This window comes from Mediterraneibacter glycyrrhizinilyticus, from assembly GCF_015560805.1.
GTDB classification, from domain to species: domain Bacteria; phylum Bacillota; class Clostridia; order Lachnospirales; family Lachnospiraceae; genus Schaedlerella; species Schaedlerella glycyrrhizinilytica_A.
Map to the genome: position 1 here is coordinate 107,682 of NZ_JADMSO010000009.1, position 19,051 is coordinate 126,732.

Consider the following 19,051-nt stretch of genomic DNA (forward strand, 5'->3'; position numbering starts at 1 on the left):
AATGATCCAAACGCTCCCTTTGTACACTGACGCAAAGGAGTGCTTATGAACAAAACGCCATCATCCGGACGCCGGATTTCACACAAACCCAAAATCGGAATCGTTGTCTGTGGTTTTATCGACAACCGCCAGTTCGTCACCAATGCCTATATCCAATCCGTCCGTTATTCCGGCGGGATCCCACTGATCCTGCCACTGATCCGTTCAGACCGGATCCTCGAAGAATATCTGGAATTATGCGACGGATTTCTTTTCTGCGGAGGCAACGATATTACACCTCTTCTTTTCGGACAAGAACCCAAAAATGGAAATGGGAAAACCAACATCACTCTGGATCTTTTTCAGATCCGCCTTATGAAACAGCTCCTCCGGACAGAAAAACCGTTTCTCTCCATCTGCCGGGGCATGCAGGTATTCAATGTCGCCTGCGGCGGAAGCATTTATCAGGATCTTTCCCTCCGTCCGGGAGAACATCTGGATCATATGCAGCAATCCTTTTCCCGGGACGAGATCAGTCATAAGATCACGGTCCGCCCGGACACACGGCTAAAACAATATATCGGAAGCACTTTGTATGTCAACAGCTACCATCATCAGGCTCTGGATCAGATCGGGGATGGGCTGATCGTCAGTGCAACCGCATCCGACGGCACAGTGGAAGCCATCGAAATGCCGTCCCACCCGTTTGCCATCGGCGTACAGTGGCATCCGGAAAGTATGTACCGCACCTCCCCGGAAATGCGGGAACTGTTCGGCAGTTTTATCCTGCGAGCCGCCGCATAAAACGCTGCATAAATCGACCGTATTTTCCTTGTACACGGACGCCGGCTTCGCTATGTATAAAAAAAACTTCCCCGGAAATACTAAACGCTGTAACAACATTATTATTTCCAAAGGAGGTCACTACTATGTCCGAAATTTCTGTATTGGATCTGCAGAACCTGCGCCACCTGATCGGCGGTTATGACACAACACATTGCAAGATGACAGACTATGCCTCTCAGGCAGAAGATCCGGAAGTCAAAAAATTATTTCAGGATGCAGCTGATTCTGCTATGAAAAACAAGCAGGATCTTATGAAATTTTTATCTTAAACGAGGTGATACACATGAATGAGAAAACAATGGTTTCCGACGCCCTTGTCGGAGTTAACGGTGAACTGAAAATGTTCGGAGATATGATTCCGCAGACTGAAAACCAGGAATTAAAGCAGTGTCTGAAACAAATCCGAAATCAATGTGAGATGTCTCAGGAAAAACTGTACCAGATTGCACGGGAAAAAAGCTACTACGTTCCCGCTGCCAAAGCGACGAAAGAAGAAGTCGATCACGTCAGATCCATTCTGACACAGCCGAAAACTTTTTAAAACCGCTTGACAGATGATGCTGCATATTGACTGAAACTTGAAACCGGAGCGACCGACTTATTGTCACTATGCACCCGTTAGAATGCACCCATGGCGCATACGAAAAACAGACCGGATGGACGCGGATCTTCTTTTTGAAAATCCCTCTCATCCGGTCTGTTTTGCTGTTTTTCCTTATTTATTTCTTTCGTCGCTCTCTGATCGCCAGAGTTGTCCCGACCAGAAGCAGACAACAGATCCAGACACTTTTTGCTTCCCAGATCTTGGCTGCTGCCGCGCCCAAGACCGCTCCGCCGATGAACATCCCGATAATCCCGAAATAATGCGCCGCACTTTCCAAAGCTTTCCGCTCCCGCTCTGCAAAATATACATACAATTTTTCTGTACCTGAGCGCAGATTTCCCGTGCACATTGTCGATGCGTACGGTACGTTTCTCACTTTTCGGAATGTATTGACCTGAATCGAGCAAATAAAGGAGATCGTCACATTGACGAACGCGTCGGGAACCGACAATGGCAGCAATCCGATCCCGAGAAGAAGCGCCGCCTCGATCAGAAGCACAACCTGTTCAAAACGGATCCCTCCGGTTCCCGAAAAACAGCGTTTCAATAAATTTGTCACAAAAACTCCGGCGGAAAATGCAAGAATCGGGATCAGATAATACCCCGCCCGGCTCCAATTCGTTTCCGCAAGATTTGCCGCAAGCAGAACTATATTTCCCGTCTGTGCATTGGCAAAAACTCCGCCGCGGAGCAAGTATGTATAGATATCCAAAAAACCTCCTACCAAAGCAAGAACTGCCGCCACCCGAAATGTCTCATGGGCAGGAAGCTTTGCTCCCTGCCCATCTTGATTAACGGTCTGCATTTTCAAGCAGCTTTTCGATACTTACAAGCTTCACACTCAATACGAAAATTTCCGCTGCTGTTTTCAATTCTTCCGGTGTCGGATAAGACGGTGCGATCCGGATATTGCTGTCTTTCGGATCCTTTCCATATGGGAATGTCGCACCGGCCCCTGTCATAACGAGCCCGGCTTCTTTCGCTTTTGCAACGATCGCCTTTGCACATCCCTCCATCGCATCAAAAGAGATGAAATATCCTCCGCGCGGTGCGATCCAGGAGCCGATCTCTAATCCGCCGAGTTCCCGATCCAATGTCTCCAGAACAGCGTCAAATTTCGGTCTCATAATATCGGCATGTTTCTTCATATGCTCTACCATTCCGTGAATATCTTTAAAATATCTCACATGACGGAGCTGGTTCAGTTTATCATGTCCGATCGTCTGTACTTTCATCATCTCGCGGATTTCTTTCAGGTTCGCATCGGAAGCGGCGATCGCTGCGATTCCGGAACCCGGAAAACTGATCTTTGAGGTAGATGAAAATTTATAAACCATATCCGGATTGCCGGCTTTTTTACATTCCATCAAAATCTCTGTCAGATAATCCTGTTTATCTTCATAAAGATGGTGGATTCCGTATGCATTGTCCCAGAAAATACGGAAATCTTTTGCCGCCGGCTTCAGTGTCGCGAAACGGTGTACTGTTTCATCAGAATAGGTAATTCCCTGAGGATTGGAATATTTCGGAACACACCAGATTCCTTTGATCGCCTCATCTTCTGCGACCAGCTTTTCTACCATATCCATATCCGGTCCGGTCGCCGTCATCGGCACATTGATCATTTCAATTCCGAAATGTTCTGTGATCGCAAAATGTCTGTCATATCCCGGAACCGGACAGAGGAACTTTACTTTATCCAGTTTCGCCCATGGCGTGCTTCCGAGAACTCCATGCGTCATCGCACGTGCAATCGTATCGTACATAATATTCAAGCTGGAATTACCGAAAATCACAATGTTGTCTTTCGGAACTTCCATCATGTCAGCAAGAAGCTGCTTCGCCTCTGTGATTCCGTCCAAAACACCATAATTTCTGCAGTCCACTCCATCTTCACCGATCAGATCCGATGAACTGTTCAGAACATCCATCATTTCCATGGACAGATTCAGCTGTGCCGCAGACGGTTTTCCGCGGGACATATCTAATTTCAGGTTCTTTGCTTTCACTTCGTCAAACTCTTTTTCCAGTTGTGATTTTAATACTTTTAACTCTTCTCCACTCAAATCTTTGTACGCCGTCATACCTATTCCTCCGTTTTTTTACTCACTGCTTGATATTCTATCTGATTTTTGACATTTCGTCAATCATTTCTTGCAAAAAAATGTAATTCTTTTTTGTTTTTTCATTCCCATCTCAAGCCTTTTGAAATATTCTTTTTATCTCCATTCATTTATCACAAACTTCTTGTCAGTTCTGTCTCATATATGATATGATATTTTCGTGTGTCAACTTTTTAACAAATAGAATCTATATATTAGGAATTTTATTTGTTTTTGATGCAGAAACTAAGAAAAAAGGAAAAGGAGAAAAAGGCATGCAAAGAAGAGGAACACAAGCTTTTCCCGGCGGCGTGCATCCAACAGACGGTTCCGATAAAGCTCTGTCTATGGATCAGGCTGTGAAGCCCTACCGCCCTGACATTGTCACCATTTTGTCGGAACAGACTTTCGGCGGGACTTGTCAGTTTACCGTAACCCCCGGGGAATCCGTCATTGAAGGCCAGTTGATCGGGAAACCGGAAGCATTTCTGGCTGCTCCCCTCCATGCAAGTATCAGTGGAACCGTTCTGGATGTAAAAGAAGTGGAACAACTGGGACGTAAGATCACCGCATGTATCATACAACGTGAAAGTGATCACTGTCAGGTTTCACACACAGACACCTCTATTCCGCACGATACTGCTGCCGAATGCGCTGAAAGAAAAGGCGTTGATTATCAAACCGAGATTTCCGATATCCGATCCATTTCCCGGGAAGAGATTCTTTCGGGGATTCGCGACGGCGGACTGACCGGTATGGGAGGCGCAGGCTTTCCCACTCACAAAAAATATGAAACTGACAAACCGATCGATGCTCTGCTGATCAATGGTGCGGAATGCGAACCATTCCTGACCTGCGATTACCGCCTGATGCTGGAAGAAGCTTATGCGCTGATCAACGGCGTCCGTCTGCTCTTAAAAGGTTCCGGAGCAAAGAAAGCGTATATCTGTCTTGAGGACAATAAACCGAAAGCAGCAGAACATTTAACCCATATATTGGATGAGGCAAAAGCGAAAGGTTTGATCGCGACCGATGAAACGATCGAGCTCACTGTCCTCCCTGCAAAATACCCTCAGGGTGGAGAACGTCAGCTGATACAGGCGGTTCTAAAAAGAGAAGTCCCGATGGGACAGCTTCCCGCAGATGCCGGCGTGATCGTATCCAATGTCGGAACTGCCAAAGCCGCTGCAGATCAGATTCTCGGAAATCTCCCGCTTACGAAACGGATCGTTACCGTGACCGGACTGGTCGCGCATCCGGGCAACTATCTCGTTCCCATTGGCACTTCCGCAAAAGAACTGCTTCAATTTTGCGGCGGTGTAACCGCAAAAGAAAACCGGATCATTGCGGGAGGACCTATGACCGGTCCATGCGCTACATCGAACTGGAACGGTGAAGACGAGTTATTTCATATTACAAAAAGTACATCCGGGATCCTTGTACTTCCCGATGCTGCTTATGAAGAGTCCCCATGCATCCGCTGTCTCGGATGTGCGGATGTATGCCCTGCCGGGCTGACTCCATATCAGATTGAAATCGCATTTTTAAATGAAGATCATGAACTCTGCGAAGAACTTTATGCAAGTGAATGTATTGCCTGCGGCTGCTGTTCTTATATCTGCCCTGCAAAGCGTCAGCTTGCGGTACGCACCCGCATGGCAAGAGATCTCGTCAAACAACGTATGCGTGAAAGGGCGGTGAAATCATCATGAAACAGGTAATCTTACCAGGCGGTCCTCATCTTCGCACCGCGCAGACAACCCGGAACATGATGTTCCACGTTGCACTTTCCCTTGTGCCGGCTCTTTTGGGCGCAATTTACTTTTTCGGGATCCGTGCACTTTATCTGACAGCTCTTTCCGTTGCCGTGTGTGTGATCACAGAATATCTCTGGCAAAAACTGACCGGAAAACAGATCACTGCCGGCGATTTCAGCGCAGTCGTTACCGGAATGCTCCTTGCATTCAATATGCCGATCGAAACGCCCGTCTGGGTGATCGTTGCCACTGCGGTATTCAGCATCCTATTCGTCAAACAAATGTTTGGCGGTATCGGCAACAACTTTGCCAACCCTGCATTGATGGGGCGGCTTTTCGCCATGGTCGTATGGCCGGGCACTGTCATGCAGTACACCGTCCCCCGCACGCTTCCGGCGGACGCCGTATCTTCGGCAACTGTACTTGGAACAGTCAAGAACGGTGGGGAAGCCGGTTACAATTATCTCCAGATGTTTCTCGGTGAAATTCCGGGCGCACTGGGTGAGACAAGTAAACTTCTGCTTCTCGTTGGATTTGCCTATCTTTGTTACATGGGCATCGTCAATGCCGGCGCAGCGCTTACTTATATCGGAACAGTCCTGCTCCTGACTTTTGTATTTGGACCAACCGGACTGTTTACCGGGGACATTTTGTTAAATCTTTTCGGAGGCGGTCTGATCATCGGCGGCTGCTACATGCTGACAGACTATGTGTTTGTCTCCCGGAAAGGTCGGATACTCTATGCAGTGACAGCCGGGATCATCACCGCGGCGATCCGCATTTTCAGCCCATATCCGGAGGGCATTTGCTTCGGAATCCTGACCGCAAACTGTCTTGCCGGAGCACTGTCGCTTCTATATAAGAAACATGTATACGGAACAAAAAAAGCTTAATGGAGGAATGAGATGAAAAATAAAACTGTAAAAGGAATCATCGCTTTGGCGGTTGTGACAGCACTTTCTTTCGCTGTCATTATCGGTTCCAATCAATTATCAAAAAATATGACTGCCGGTACACAAGGTGAAACCGCCGAAATCACGGAAGAATTGGATGTCAGCGGCACCGAACAGATCGACAAAGCAGCAAAAACCGAGAGCGACTATGTCGTTACCGTCCGCGAAAAGGGATACGGCGGAGATATTGTCATGAACGTTTCATTTGACGAAACTGCCGCTTCTGTCACAAAACTGGAAATTACAGAGCAGAATGAAACGGAAGGATTGGGATCCAAGATCACAGAAGAAGCATTTTTAGAGCAGTTCAACGGGATTTCTGCTCCGGTCACGCTTCCGGGTACGGATGCAGGAAATTCTTCCGCTGAAAATAGTTCTGATAACTCTGCTATTTTGGATGCGCTTGATCAGGCAAAACTTTCTGACGGTACATTCACTGCGAAAGGAGAGCCGGATTCCAACGGATTTACAGAAGAAGTTACTTTGACCGTAAAAGACGGAAAGATCACAGAAGTTAATTGGGATGGGATCACAGAAGACGGCACAAAGAAAAGCGTGATGTCTGAAAACGGCGAATATGTTATGACCGAAGACGGACCTACCTGGAAAGAACAGGCAGAAGCACTTGCAGACGCCCTGATCGAGAATCAGTCTCTCCGTTTCCTCACAACAAATGTGGAGGGAAAAACCGATGCCGTTTCCGGCGTCAGCATCGCAGTCGGCAGTTTCATCAGCCTGACCGAAGACTGCCTTGCACAGTCGGGAAATGTCGATCTGAGTGCCTTAGCTGCCGATCAGAACGAGGATTCTGAAAACGGATCTGACACTGCTTCAGACAATGATTCTGCGATCGACGCTGTTTCCGGTGCAACGGTCTCATCAACTGCCGTTGTCAACGGAATCAATCGTGCTTACGAATTTTTGCAGACTGTAAAATAAAAACGGAGGATTTATTATGAAATTACGTTATCCGGCAGAAGCCTTTGCCCTCGGAATCATCCTGTTTTCAGCGGGAATGAAAGAAGCTTTTGCAGCCGGAATTCTGGTGATCTTGACTGCAGTCTTTGCAGAATTTTTGAAAGATCTTCTGGAAAATGCAGTACCGACATGGAGTCTCACACTCTGTGTCTTGATTGCTTCCGGTGTTTTCTGTGCCTCCGCATGTCAGATCGGTTTTGCCTATCTTGGTCTTTCACTGTCTGTCGGCACATGGCTGATGAGCTTGATCGTCGGACTTTTATGTGCCCGGCATGCACTGTCCGGCAATATAGAAAATGAATATGGCGAACTGTTTTTTGAGAGCGCCGTCGCTTGGGGATTCTGGATCCTCCTCGCGATCATACGGGAATTCATGGGAAGCGGAACGATCTTTGGCAATCCGGTATTCCAAAATCCGATCCAGTCCAAAATCTTTCTGGAAAGTACTTTTGCATTTTTGACCGCCGGACTTGTGCTGGCATTTACGAACGGTTTTTTGAAGAAAAATTGCCGTGGTTTCAATAGCCTATTGGTTGTCATACCGACCGCTGTTTTCATTCGCCCGTTCACGATCTCAAGCTTTACCGGTTTCGCAGAATATCTGGGAATTGCCTGGACGATCATTGTACCGATCCTGCTCTTTCTTTCTGTAAAACAGACGCTGAAATTTTCCCAGCCCGGCAAAGCATACAGAGGACTTCCGACTGATCTGATAGCGGCGGGATTTATTTACATGATATTGAGTATCTATTAAAAAGCAAAAAATAGGATTTCAAGCAGTGAATATGCTTGAAATCCTATTTTTTATTCATAATTCAGCGGTACTTCTTCCTCAAAATGCTCGCTGTAATGAAGTTCTCCATCTTCCGTAATAAACACTGCCTGTGTATCCGGAAGACTGTTGATCAGTTCCAGTCCTTTTTCCAGCCCAAGTGCAAAACATACTGTACTCAGCCCGTCTCCGTCCACAGACTCGTCAGATAAGATCGTCACAGCGGTAAGCCCGTTTTCATACGGATAGCCGCTCTTCGGATTCAAAATATGGTGGTATAATTTTCCGTCTTTTTCAAAATACCGCTCATAAATCCCGGAGGACACAACGGAACGGTCCCGGATTCCTGCGGTTGCCACCGTTTCATTGCGGTCCGCAAACGGTTTTTGTATGCCTACCCGGAATGCTTCTCCATCCGGTCGTGCTCCGATACATAACACATTACCGCCCAGATCGATCACTGCGCTTTCAACCCCCTCGCTTATAAGGAATTCCTTGATCTTATCCGCAATATATCCTTTTGCAATGGCGCCCAGCTCCAGCCCCATTCCGTCTTCCTGAAACCGGATTTTATTCCCTTTTAACTCTACTTTTTCGTAGCCTACATGCTTCTGTGCTTCGACAAGCGTCTGCGAATCCGGAATCTGTTTTTCTCCCGATGTAAAGTCCCACAGCGAAGACAGCGGCTCGATCGTAATATCGAAAGCACCTCCGGATAATTCACTGTAATACAAACCTTTTCCGATCAGTTCCGCACATTCCTCCGATAAAATATAATACCCGTCTTCCTGCGGAAGCTTTCCCTCATTCAGCAGATAAATCTCACTGTCCGTGCGCGTCCGGCTGAAAATCTTCTCATACTTATCACAGAGCGCAAGCGCATCCTGTAAAATCTTTTCATCCTGTGAATCGTAGATCGTCACTTTCACAACCGTATTCAGCTTAAACGCTGTTGCTGTGATCGGTTCTTCCGGCTTCTGCATTTTCCCGTAGCATACGATAAATACGCTCAGTACAACTACAAACAGGATTCCTATCCATAAGTTTCGTTTTTTCTCCGTATCTAACACCTTTTTTGCAAATCACCTTCTACTTTCCCATCACGTCCTGATATGATGCATGTTTCTCTAACGCTTCCGTCAAACGCACCATCTGCGAAAGGTCGCCGATCAAAATTACACCGCACAGCCGGTTATTCAGGAAATAATATTTGTAATACTGCCCTTTTCCCATATCTTGGAATTCTACCGTCTTGTAGAGCAGATTCGGATTCTTTCCGTTATCTCCCGCTGCAAACACAGCCGTATTCATTCCATGGAATGTCAACGCTGCCGATACCGGCTGATACTCTTTTTCTTCTCCTGCCGCATTGGCTCCGGCAATCTTTCCCTCTTCCATCGCTTCCGGCCAGATTGCATAGTTTATCCCTTGATACTGCGCACAGTCACCGCATGCATAAATTCCCGGAATATTTGTTTCCATCCGTTCATTGACTACAACAGCCCGCTCGATTTCCAGTCCGATCTCTTGCGCAAGTCCGGTATTAGCTCTCACACCTGCCGATACAATAACCAACTCTGCCGGATACAGCGTTCCGTCTGCAAGTCTTACACCGCTGACGCATCCGTCTCCCTCGATCGCATCGATTGAAACACCTGTGTGGATCTTCACACCGTTTTTCTCTGCAATGGTCTGCAAAAGCTGTGCGGATCCGGCATCCAGCTGCCGTCCCATCAGAACCGGAGCCGCTTCCAGAACTTCTACATGAAGCCCCGCTTTTTTCAGCTCCCAGGCAGCCTCCAACCCCAGAACGCCTCCGCCGATCACAACAGCATGTTTCACGCGTTCTTCTTTAAAAATCCGCTCTGCTCTCTCTACATCATCCAAACGTCGGATCGCAACAACTTCCGGCTGATCACTTCCCTTGATCGGAGGAATAAAGCATTCACTTCCAAGCGCATAGATCAATTTTGTAAAGTGAATCCGGCTCGCATCGTCCAAAAGAACTTCTTTCGCTTCTACATCAATCTTCTGTACCTGCCTGCCAAGCATCCGATAAATCTGATGTTCCTCATACCATTCACTTTGCTCGATCGCTATCTGCTTCGCACTTAATCCGGCAACCATCGATTTCGTCAGCATCGGACGATTATAAGATTCATACGGCTCATTGGAGATCATAATGACCGTGCCGGTCTTATCCCGTTCCCTGATCGCTTTCGCAGCCTGAAATCCGGCAACGCCATTTCCAAGGATCACATAAAATTCTTCCGTATTATTCTGATAACCGCTTTCTTCCTCTTCTACCGGAATAAAATTCTCTTTTCCTACACCACAGACCGGACATATTTCCATCGAGTCATCAAAAATTTCTCCGCAGACAAGGCATTTCACCAATGTTCTCGCCCCTTTTTTCTTTGGACGGACCGGTTCTTTGTCCTGTATCAGACATCCGAACTGATACCCGTACTCATAAGCGCTGACCAAATCCGCTTCCGACGGTTTAAACCGGACACGGAATCCATCTGACACTTTCATGCGAAGCTGCTTTAAACGCTCCGTAATGTGCAAAACGCCCTCTCCGCTCCATCCATAACTGCCAAATGCCGCCGCATATTTTCCACCATGAGTTGCCGGAAACATTCCGAGTGTCAGATCCCAGATCGGTTTCAACGCTTCCCCGACGATCGTCGGTGTTCCGAGCAAAATTCCGTCTGCAAATAAAAGTTCCTCATTTACTTTTTCCGGCTCTGCCTTCACCATATCATACAGCCGCATATCCACGTCACCGCTGTCTTTCACACCCTCTGCAATCTTCTCCGCCAGCATTTTTGTGTAGCCATAAGCGCTCACATACGGCATCACTACGGTTTTCTTTGGATTCGGATTCACTAATGTAGACCATTCTCTGTATTGTCTCATTACTTCTTTGATCCGCTCGCCGACAAGCACCGGCCCATGTCCGGTACAGATCATACTGATATCCATCTTCTCCACGCGATCCAGCGCTTTTAACATAAATGGCTTAAATGGTCCTATGATACAGTCATAGTAATATTTTAATGCCGTCTGATAATCCTGTTCTGCGGTGATCTCGGTTGATACGATCTCCGGAAGACAATAATGCGCTCCGAAGGAATCACAGGTCACCAGTATCTGCTCTTCCTCTATAAACGTATACATCGTATCCGGCCAATGAAGATTCGGCACAAACATAAATTTCAACGTCTTATCCCCGATCTTCATTACCTGATTATCTTTCACCGCAATACTGACAAAATCCCGGTTTACGATTTCTTTCAGAAATCCAATCGCACATCCGGTTGCCAGAACTTTCATCTGCGGGCTGTAATCCAACAGACGTTCCACACTTCCCGCATGATCCGGCTCCGTATGACTGACTACCAGATAATCTATTTTCGTCACGTCAATGACTTCCTTTAATTTCTCGATATATTCTTCAAAAAATTTTGCTTTTGCCGTTTCAAACAGAACAATCTGATCCCCTGCTTTCATAACGTAAGAATTATAGGTCGTACCAAATTCTGTGTACATAATGATGTCGAACACTCGAAGTTCTTCATCCTGAATCCCTGTCCAATAGAACCCGTCCCGTAGCTTCACTGATTTCATAATAGACCTCCTTCTTTTATCCTGTGTCCATTCTATCAAATCTTCGCCTGATCCGCCAGTACAGATTTGGTATTTTTGCCTTCACTTTTTGGCTTACTCTAAAATCTGCTTTACTTTCTCCTCGGGGATTCCACAAACCTCGGCGATCTCCTTTGACGTCTTTCCCATCAAAGATAATTTAAAGATACGTTTGGTGTTCTCTTCACCCTCCCGTCGCCCCTCTTCCCAGGCTTCCTCACGTTCCATACGCAAATGCTTCTCCTGATCATATTCAAAGATACTCATCGCTTTTGCCTCCGCTCTGTGTTTTTTCAGAAACTCCTCTAAGATCCCCTCTTCTATACACTCGCAAATCGCCCGTTCCACTGCATCTTCCAGACTCATTTTCTCGGCATATTTACGGATCTTATCCGTATAAAGCGCATATTCTTTCAACGTCCGGCATGCTTCCTTTAATTTCCGATTGTGCGCTCCGTTGATATTCAGTATCCTTGTCCTCTCCTTTCAACACATCAGAAATCCATTCGATAATACCGTTCAAACGATTCCGCTTTATTTCCAACATCATTTTCTGTGTTTCAAGAATCTTACGATTGTCACTTTCGGAATCTTTCATAATTACTTTTATTTCCGACAATGGAACCTCCATTTCCCGAAAAAACATAATCTGACGCAAGATTTTTAATGAACTTTCATCATACAAGCGGTATCCTGCTTCTGTTACTTTCGCAGGTTTTAACAAATCAATTTCATCATAGTATCGTAATGTTCTTATACTGATTCCTGTCAGTTCGGATACTTCTTTCACTGTTTTCATACGTTCTCCTTTCTCTTTCATCGTAAACCGTTACGTTACTGGAGAGTCAAGATATTTTTCTATTTTATCACATTTTTATTACATCTTCGAAATATTTACTCCATTTTCTCTCAATTATTTCAATATTGGAATATAAATGAAACGGTAGCGGAAATTGCAGCAAAACATAATCAACTCAATGGAACTCTCACTACTGTCAATTATGATTAAAAGGAAAAACAGACAGTCCTGTCAAAAAACTGTCTGCTACAAACTTGGAGTTGTCACTCTGGCAATTCCATTTCATTATTCATTTTTACAAATCCATATTTTTCATATAACGACCGCCCCATATCTGTCGCTTCTAATGATATAGCGGAGATGCCTTTACTCTTACTATCTTTAATCAACATATCTAATGTTCTATAAGCAATTCCTTTTCTTCTGTACTTTGGATTAGTGTACATATTCATTATGTACGCCTTTTTTCCGCTCGGATTATGATAGGTCGGCATCACTTGAAAAAAACTAACACCACCAGTTCCAATACAACAATTCCCATTAGCAAGCCATGAAGAATTGTCCCCCAAACTGATTTCCATGTTGTATAACTTATGACCATAGTTTAAGCACTACCGAGTGTAATACCTGATTTAACAGTTTTTTGTACTATTGCTATTTTATTTTTTCTTTTTCGGTTTTGGCGTTGGTAGTTCATCATACATTACATAAAACAAACCTTTCAAAAATTCCTTATTATCAACTTCATCTACCAACAACATCTCTTTTGCTCCCTCATAGGGTAATTCATATGAAGCTGTTGGCATATAACTAATTGCTGATTTTACTGGCTTAACAAGTAATCTATCATCATAGATACCGCCTACAATCTTGCCACGATAATAAATAATAAATTCTCCCATCATAGCTCGATAAGTAATTTCTTCTAACTCAGATATCTGACCTAAAATAAATTCTAAGTATTCCCTGCTTGATGCCATATTTTCACCTCAACTTCCGATTTTTCTGTTTTCTTTCCAACCTCATCTCCTTGCCCTACGGACAAGAAGCCTCCCTCGCTTTGCTCGGTCAACTTCTAATTCATAATATCATACTTTATAATTATTTACACCTTTACAAGCACAAAAAATAACGCAGATAATATCTCTACTATCTGCGTCATTCCTCTAATGTCTTCTTGAAATATTCACTCCATTTTCTTTCAATCTTTACTCCAAATTTACTCCGTTTTAAAAATCTGTTATGATATTTTGTGGTATTCTGCGATACCTTTTCTTTGAAGAAAAATGTCTGTAAGCCTTGATTTTAAGCGAACTTTTCAATATTTTCAAGCACTTTCTTATGGAACATTAACAGTTCCGTAAGCATATATTCTGTTGTGAGATTTTCTCTCAAATTACTTCATTACGATATTTATGATCTTCTTCGGTACATAAATCTCTTTTACGATCGTACCGGTCAGTTTATCCGCAACTGCCGCTTTTCCCGCTGCGATCGCATCTTCTTTTGAAATATCAGCCGCAATGCTGATGACTGCTTTTGTCTTTCCATTAATCTGCACCGGAACCTCAATCTCATCATCTTTCATTGCACTTTCATCATATGTCGGCCATCCCGCTTTAAAGACTGTCTCACTGTGTCCGAGCTGTTCCCACATTTCTTCCGCAAAATGTGGCGCAAACGGGGATAACAGTACAGCGATCGTTTCCAATGTTTCTTTATCGATTCCGCCTGTTTTCTTTGCCAGATCGATAAACTTGTTATTATACTCCATAAATCCGGAGATTACCGTATTGAGGCTAAATGCCTCTAATCTTGTAGTAATATCATATACCAGTTTATGGCGCAGTTTGATCATCTCTTTTGTCGGCTGTACGTCTGCTTCCTTACTGTCCATCAAAAGATTCCAGAGACGTTTCAGGAAACGGTTTACTCCGTCAATTCCTCTGTCATCCCACTCTGCATCCAACTCCGGCGGTCCTACAAACAGCTCATACATTCTCAGAGAATCACATCCGTAATCATTGACAAGCGCATCCGGTGAAACAACATTTCCTTTAGACTTACTCATCTTGATTCCGTTCTTTCCTGTGATCATTCCCTGATTGAACAACTTATGGAACGGCTCGTCAAAATCGACAACTCCGATATCATGCAGGAATTTTGTGTAGAACCGGGAATACAGCAGATGCAGTACCGCATGTTCCACTCCGCCGATATACATATCTACCGGCAGCATCTCGTCTGCTTTTTCTCTTGACACCAGTTCTTTGTCATTATGGCTGTCCACATAGCGCAGGAAATACCATGAAGATCCTGCCCACTGCGGCATTGTATTTGTCTCGCGTTTTGCAGGTTTTCCGCAGACCGGACAAGTACAGTTCACCCATTCCTCGATTCCGGCAAGCGGAGATTCTCCGGTTCCGGTCGGTTCATAAGACTCTACATCCGGCAGAGTAAGCGGAAGCTCTTCTTCCGGCACAGGTACATTTCCACACTCCGGACAATGAATGATCGGGATCGGCTCACCCCAATAACGCTGACGTGAAAATACCCAATCACGAAGTTTGAAATTCACGGTTGCTTTTCCGAGACCACGCTCTTCAATCATCTTCGGAGCTTCTTTTTTCAATACGGATGACTCCATACCGTTCCATTCTCCGGAATTGATCATCGTTCCGGAAGCTTCTGTGTATGCTTCTGTCATATTTTCAATTTCTTTACCGTCTTTTGCAATAACCTGTACGATCGGAATATTAAATTTCGTTGCAAATTCAAAGTCTCTTTCATCATGTGCCGGTACACACATGATCGCACCGGTACCATAATCCGCAAGAACATAATCAGACAGCCAGATCGGTGTCTTTGCTCCGCTTAGCGGATTGATCGCATAGCTTCCGGTAAAGACTCCTGTTTTCTCTTTGTCCTGAAGCCGGTCTACGTTCGATTTCATCGATGCATCGTAAATATATTTCTCAACCGCTTCTCTTGTCTCGTCTGTTGCAAGAGCTGCCGCCATCTTATGCTCCGGTGCAAGAACCATGAATGTTGCACCATACAGCGTATCCGGTCTTGTTGTATAAACGGTAATCGTCTCTTCTCTTCCCTCTACCGGGAAATCTACTTCCGCACCGTAAGATTTTCCGATCCAGTCTGCCTGCATCTTCTTTACTTTCTCCGGCCAGTCCAGCTTGTCCAGATCATTTAGCAGACGGTCTGCATATGCCGTGATTTTCAGCATCCATTGGCGCAGATTTTTCTTTGTCACTTCAGAACCGCACCGCTCACATTTTCCATTGACAACCTCTTCATTTGCCAGACCTGTCTTACAGGACGGACACCAGTTGATCGGAAATTCCTTCTCGTAAGCAAGCCCCTCTTTAAACATCTTCACGAAGATCCACTGTGTCCATTTATAGAAATTCGGATCCGTCGTATTTACTTCCATATCCCAGTCATAAAGTGCTGCGATCTCATTGATCTGACGTTTGATATTGGAAATATTTTCTGCAGTTGATTTTGACGGATGTACGCCCATCTTGATCGCATAGTTTTCCGCCGGAAGACCAAAAGCGTCCCATCCCATCGGATGTACAATGTAGTATCCCTGCTGCAGTTTATAACGACTCCATACGTCGGAGATCACATATCCTCTCCAATGTCCGACATGAAGTCCGTTTCCGGACGGATATGGGAACATATCCAGACAATAGTATTTCTGTTTCTTGTTGCCGTTGTCATCAAACTGCGGATTTACCGGATTCTTTTCCCAGTTCTCACGCCATTTTTTTTCAACTGCCTTGTGATTATAGACAATTTTCTGTGCCATTTTTTCAAATCCTTTCTTTTCGTTTTAAAAAAAGCCTTTCCATCTCTGTTTTTCAAGAGACGAAAAGACTTTTGTTTCCGTGGTACCACTCTTTTTCATCCAAATACAATGCTTCCCCAGCTTACCTGCTCTGCTGTCCCCCCTGTATTCCGGATGCACTCATTCCTTCTATAACGGGAAGTCCCGCTTCTGCTTACTTTACGTTCGGCAAAAGAACTCCGAGGTCAGTTCAAAACATCTGTCTCCTGTCTCACACCTGCCGACAAGTCTCTGAAAGTACAGCGTTGTCTCTACTATTCCTCTTCAACATTTTTGCAATATTCTTACTTATTATATGAAGAACCATAAAATAAGTCAAGCACTATTTTCTTTCCCCAAAAATTGTATCTACCCAAGAGCTACATCCAGTACCATCATCATCACAAATCCGACTGCCACTCCGATTGTACCGATATTCGTATGCTTTCCCGACTGTGACTCCGGGATCAGTTCTTCCACAACAACATAGATCATCGCACCTGCCGCAAATGCCAGAAGATATGGCAGAATCGGAACGACCAGTCCGGTGAGGAGAATTGTGATGAAAGCTGCGATCGGCTCCACGATTCCTGATGCCGTTCCATACAAAAATGCCCGGCGTCTTGAGATTCCCTCTCCTCGAAGCGGCATAGAAATGATCGCACCTTCCGGGAAATTCTGAATTGCAATCCCAATAGCTAACACAAAGGCTGCCGCAAGCGTGATCGTCGTATTTCCTGTCATCACACCGGCAAATGTTACTCCGACCGCCATTCCCTCCGGAATATTATGCAAAGTTACCGCAAGGACAAGCATCGTCGTTTTTTTTAAATCCGCTTTGATTCCCTCCGGTTCTTCTTCCGTCAGGTGTATATGCGGAGTCAGCGTATCCAATAAAAGTAAAAATCCAATTCCCAGCAGAAATCCGACCGCAGCCGGAACCCATGCAATATTTGACTGTTCTTCCGACATCTCGATCGCAGGAATCAAAAGCGACCAGACCGATGCCGCGATCATCACACCGGACGCAAATCCCAACAAAGCTTTCTGTACCCGTCCGTTCATTTCTCTCCTCATGAAAAATACCATAGCAGATCCAAGTGTGGTTCCCACAAACGGAATCAATATCCCGAGTAAAATATTCCAATTCATTCTCATTTCTCCTATCTCTAATTACCATCAAAAAGCGAAAATTCACTCGTTATCCTATCTTATGCTATTCTTTTTATTTTTGTCAATCTATTTTCCTCGTTTTTTCATCTGCAGATCATTTTCAGATCATATCCCAACAACAATTCATTCACTGCAAGCATTCTTGCCTGATCATAAGCTGAAAATATCCTTGCGGCATCCATCACATGATCATATACTTTCCAATATCCATTCATTTTATAGTTCTGACCATCTTGTTCGATAAACTGCTCGACATCGCTTGCCGGATATCCTAAAAAAACTCCTATCTCATGAGGAAATTTTCCTTTTGATATAAACTGTTTCATCCTTTTTTTTAATTCTTTCAACTGAATTTCCACCAAGTTTTCCGAATTTATGTCAGTATAACCATTTATATATAAAATGTGGTGATTTTCAGGACGTCCTAAAAGTTCTTTCAGATCGGGCTCTCTATATAAAATACATATACTTTTTCCTTTATCTGTCCCCAATTCCCTCCACATAATTTCTGTTTGACTTAATAATGAAACCATTTGTATTTTTGTGCCATCTGGTATTGTAAGGAGTGATGTAGCCCGCATTCGTTTCAAAAAAGGTGCACATTGAGAAACGATCAAAAATTTTAGATATTGATCCATCTCTTTTTTCTGAAAAAAATATCGATTAAGTTCTGCTGTCATTATTTTTTTATTCTCCTTTTCAAATTTCTCTTTTCTTAGTTGATTTCTGATTTTTATACAGAATTTATCCTTTTTTTAGTTGTTCCCAACACGCCTTTAGTGTATAATAAATGTAAGAAATTTGAGCAATGTAATTACTCAAAAATACACCTACATAAAGGAGAGATTTGCCATGGTACATTTAATTACAGGTCCAAAAGGAAGCGGAAAAACACAGCAGATGATCGAACTTGCCAATGAAAAGGTGAAAACAGCAGAGGGTAATGTTGTTCTCATTAAGAAGAGCCACCGTGATACACTCAGTGTTGATTTTAAGATCCGCGCTATTTGTATGGCAGATTACCAGGACATCACAACATTAGAAGAACTGGTCGGATTTTTATACGGAATGGTCGCTGGAAATCATGATATTGATACGATCTTTATCGACGGCGTACTGAAACAGGCTGATATCACACTTGACAATCTTTCGGACTTCATGCAGCAGCTTGCAAAGATTTCAAAAGATAATAATATTGAGTTTTATATCAGCGTCAGTGCAGAAAAAGAAAAGATTCCTGGTATCGACAATCCTGATTACCACGTTCTTTATTAAAAATTCTTTCCTTATATTAAAGAAGCGGAAGTTTCCAAACGAATCTTCCGCTTCCTTTTATCATGAATTTACCTCAAATACAAAAACAGTACCATCACTGATACTGTTCTCTCTCATCCCATATTCAAAAAATATGTACCTTCAAAACTGCATACAAAGAATGAACACCACTTTGTTCCTATCACCTGTCTGGTTATGCCCTCGACCTATTAGTAACAGTCAGCTCCATGCATTACTACACTTCCACCTCTGCCCTATCTACCTCGTCGTCTTCAAGGGGTCTTACTAACTTGACGTTATGGGATATCTCATCTT

General features: G+C 44.3%; 18 protein-coding genes, 1 rRNA gene, 1 pseudogene and 1 other annotated feature. Of the genes and pseudogenes, 8 read left to right on the forward strand and 12 right to left on the reverse strand.

Features of this window, described 5'->3' with window-relative positions; genetic code table 11:
* Nucleotides 1-45 precede the first annotated feature (45 nt).
* From I2H87_RS10280 to I2H87_RS10290, 3 genes are all read left to right on the forward strand, one after another.
* Nucleotides 46-783, forward strand: a complete 738-nt coding sequence (locus tag I2H87_RS10280; protein ID WP_009266577.1) for a gamma-glutamyl-gamma-aminobutyrate hydrolase family protein — start codon at nt 46-48, stop codon at nt 781-783.
* A 125-nt stretch (nt 784-908) separates the two neighbouring features.
* Nucleotides 909-1,094 (forward strand): hypothetical protein, encoded by a 186-nt coding sequence (locus I2H87_RS10285; protein ID WP_009266578.1) that lies wholly within the window; start codon nt 909-911, stop codon nt 1,092-1,094.
* 14 nt (nt 1,095-1,108) lie between these two features.
* Nucleotides 1,109-1,366, forward strand: coding sequence for a spore coat protein (locus I2H87_RS10290; protein WP_009266579.1), 258 nt, complete (start codon nt 1,109-1,111; stop codon nt 1,364-1,366).
* 178 nt (nt 1,367-1,544) lie between these two features.
* Here I2H87_RS10290 and I2H87_RS10295 read toward each other — a convergent pair whose 3' ends face one another.
* Nucleotides 1,545-2,234, reverse strand: coding sequence for a YoaK family protein (locus I2H87_RS10295; RefSeq protein WP_009266580.1), 690 nt, complete (start codon nt 2,232-2,234; stop codon nt 1,545-1,547).
* A complete protein-coding gene (locus tag I2H87_RS10300; RefSeq protein ID WP_009266581.1) occupies nt 2,221-3,513 on the reverse strand; it encodes a PLP-dependent aminotransferase family protein in 1,293 nt (430 codons plus the stop codon). Before I2H87_RS10300 ends, I2H87_RS10295 begins: the two co-directional genes overlap by 14 nt.
* Before the next feature lie 293 nt (nt 3,514-3,806).
* Between I2H87_RS10300 and rsxC the strand changes: the two genes are divergently transcribed.
* Genes rsxC through I2H87_RS10320 form a run of 4 tightly spaced genes read left to right on the forward strand, consistent with a single transcriptional unit; the run spans nt 3,807 to nt 7,973 of the window.
* A complete protein-coding gene (rsxC, locus tag I2H87_RS10305; RefSeq protein ID WP_117550364.1) occupies nt 3,807-5,243 on the forward strand; it encodes an electron transport complex subunit RsxC in 1,437 nt (478 codons plus the stop codon).
* Nucleotides 5,240-6,181 carry an RnfABCDGE type electron transport complex subunit D gene (locus tag I2H87_RS10310; protein WP_195609874.1) on the forward strand — a complete coding sequence of 314 codons (942 nt, stop codon included), beginning with the start codon at nt 5,240-5,242 and terminating at the stop codon, nt 6,179-6,181. The genes rsxC and I2H87_RS10310 overlap by 4 nt, the downstream gene beginning before the upstream one ends.
* A gap of 12 nt (nt 6,182-6,193) precedes the next feature.
* Nucleotides 6,194-7,180 carry an FMN-binding protein gene (locus tag I2H87_RS10315; protein ID WP_009266584.1) on the forward strand — a complete coding sequence of 329 codons (987 nt, stop codon included), beginning with the start codon at nt 6,194-6,196 and terminating at the stop codon, nt 7,178-7,180.
* Between the two features lie 16 nt (nt 7,181-7,196).
* The gene (locus tag I2H87_RS10320) at nt 7,197-7,973 is read left to right on the forward strand and encodes a hypothetical protein (protein ID WP_009266585.1); all 777 of its coding nucleotides are present in this window, start codon (nt 7,197-7,199) and stop codon (nt 7,971-7,973) included.
* A gap of 50 nt (nt 7,974-8,023) precedes the next feature.
* On the opposite strand, the gene I2H87_RS10325 is transcribed toward I2H87_RS10320, so the two are convergent.
* The 9 genes and pseudogenes from I2H87_RS10325 to I2H87_RS10365 form a co-directional block, all read right to left on the reverse strand.
* A complete protein-coding gene (locus I2H87_RS10325) occupies nt 8,024-9,061 on the reverse strand; it encodes an FAD:protein FMN transferase (protein WP_009266586.1) in 1,038 nt (345 codons plus the stop codon).
* Nucleotides 9,062-9,080: 19 nt separating this feature from the next.
* A complete protein-coding gene (locus I2H87_RS10330; protein WP_195609875.1) occupies nt 9,081-11,624 on the reverse strand; it encodes an FAD-dependent oxidoreductase in 2,544 nt (847 codons plus the stop codon).
* A gap of 93 nt (nt 11,625-11,717) precedes the next feature.
* Entirely contained in the window at nt 11,718-12,059 is a 342-nt protein-coding gene (locus I2H87_RS10335; RefSeq protein WP_009266588.1) for a hypothetical protein, read from the reverse strand.
* On the reverse strand, nt 12,031-12,441 hold the full coding sequence (locus tag I2H87_RS10340; protein ID WP_009266589.1) for a MerR family transcriptional regulator: 411 nt from the start codon (nt 12,439-12,441) through the stop codon (nt 12,031-12,033). Before I2H87_RS10340 ends, I2H87_RS10335 begins: the two co-directional genes overlap by 29 nt.
* A gap of 263 nt (nt 12,442-12,704) precedes the next feature.
* A pseudogene (locus I2H87_RS10345) lies at nt 12,705-12,974 on the reverse strand (GNAT family N-acetyltransferase); the annotation flags it as partial.
* Between the two features lie 126 nt (nt 12,975-13,100).
* The gene (locus I2H87_RS10350; RefSeq protein ID WP_009266591.1) at nt 13,101-13,421 is read right to left on the reverse strand and encodes a TfoX/Sxy family protein; all 321 of its coding nucleotides are present in this window, start codon (nt 13,419-13,421) and stop codon (nt 13,101-13,103) included.
* A gap of 416 nt (nt 13,422-13,837) precedes the next feature.
* The gene (leuS, locus tag I2H87_RS10355; protein WP_207746079.1) at nt 13,838-16,270 is read right to left on the reverse strand and encodes a leucine--tRNA ligase; all 2,433 of its coding nucleotides are present in this window, start codon (nt 16,268-16,270) and stop codon (nt 13,838-13,840) included.
* Nucleotides 16,271-16,322: 52 nt separating this feature from the next.
* Nucleotides 16,323-16,586, reverse strand: a binding site (T-box leader).
* 71 nt (nt 16,587-16,657) lie between these two features.
* Nucleotides 16,658-17,440 (reverse strand): ZIP family metal transporter, encoded by a 783-nt coding sequence (locus I2H87_RS10360; protein ID WP_195609877.1) that lies wholly within the window; start codon nt 17,438-17,440, stop codon nt 16,658-16,660.
* A gap of 104 nt (nt 17,441-17,544) precedes the next feature.
* Nucleotides 17,545-18,141: a DUF3793 family protein gene (locus I2H87_RS10365; RefSeq protein WP_195609879.1), complete on the reverse strand. Its 597-nt coding sequence runs from the start codon at nt 18,139-18,141 to the stop codon at nt 17,545-17,547.
* A 172-nt stretch (nt 18,142-18,313) separates the two neighbouring features.
* On the opposite strand from I2H87_RS10365, the gene I2H87_RS10370 reads away from it, so the two are divergent.
* Nucleotides 18,314-18,736 carry a hypothetical protein gene (locus I2H87_RS10370; RefSeq protein ID WP_022151047.1) on the forward strand — a complete coding sequence of 141 codons (423 nt, stop codon included), beginning with the start codon at nt 18,314-18,316 and terminating at the stop codon, nt 18,734-18,736.
* 189 nt (nt 18,737-18,925) lie between these two features.
* Here the strand turns inward: I2H87_RS10370 and I2H87_RS10375 are convergent.
* Nucleotides 18,926-19,051, reverse strand: a 23S ribosomal RNA gene (locus tag I2H87_RS10375); the annotation flags it as partial.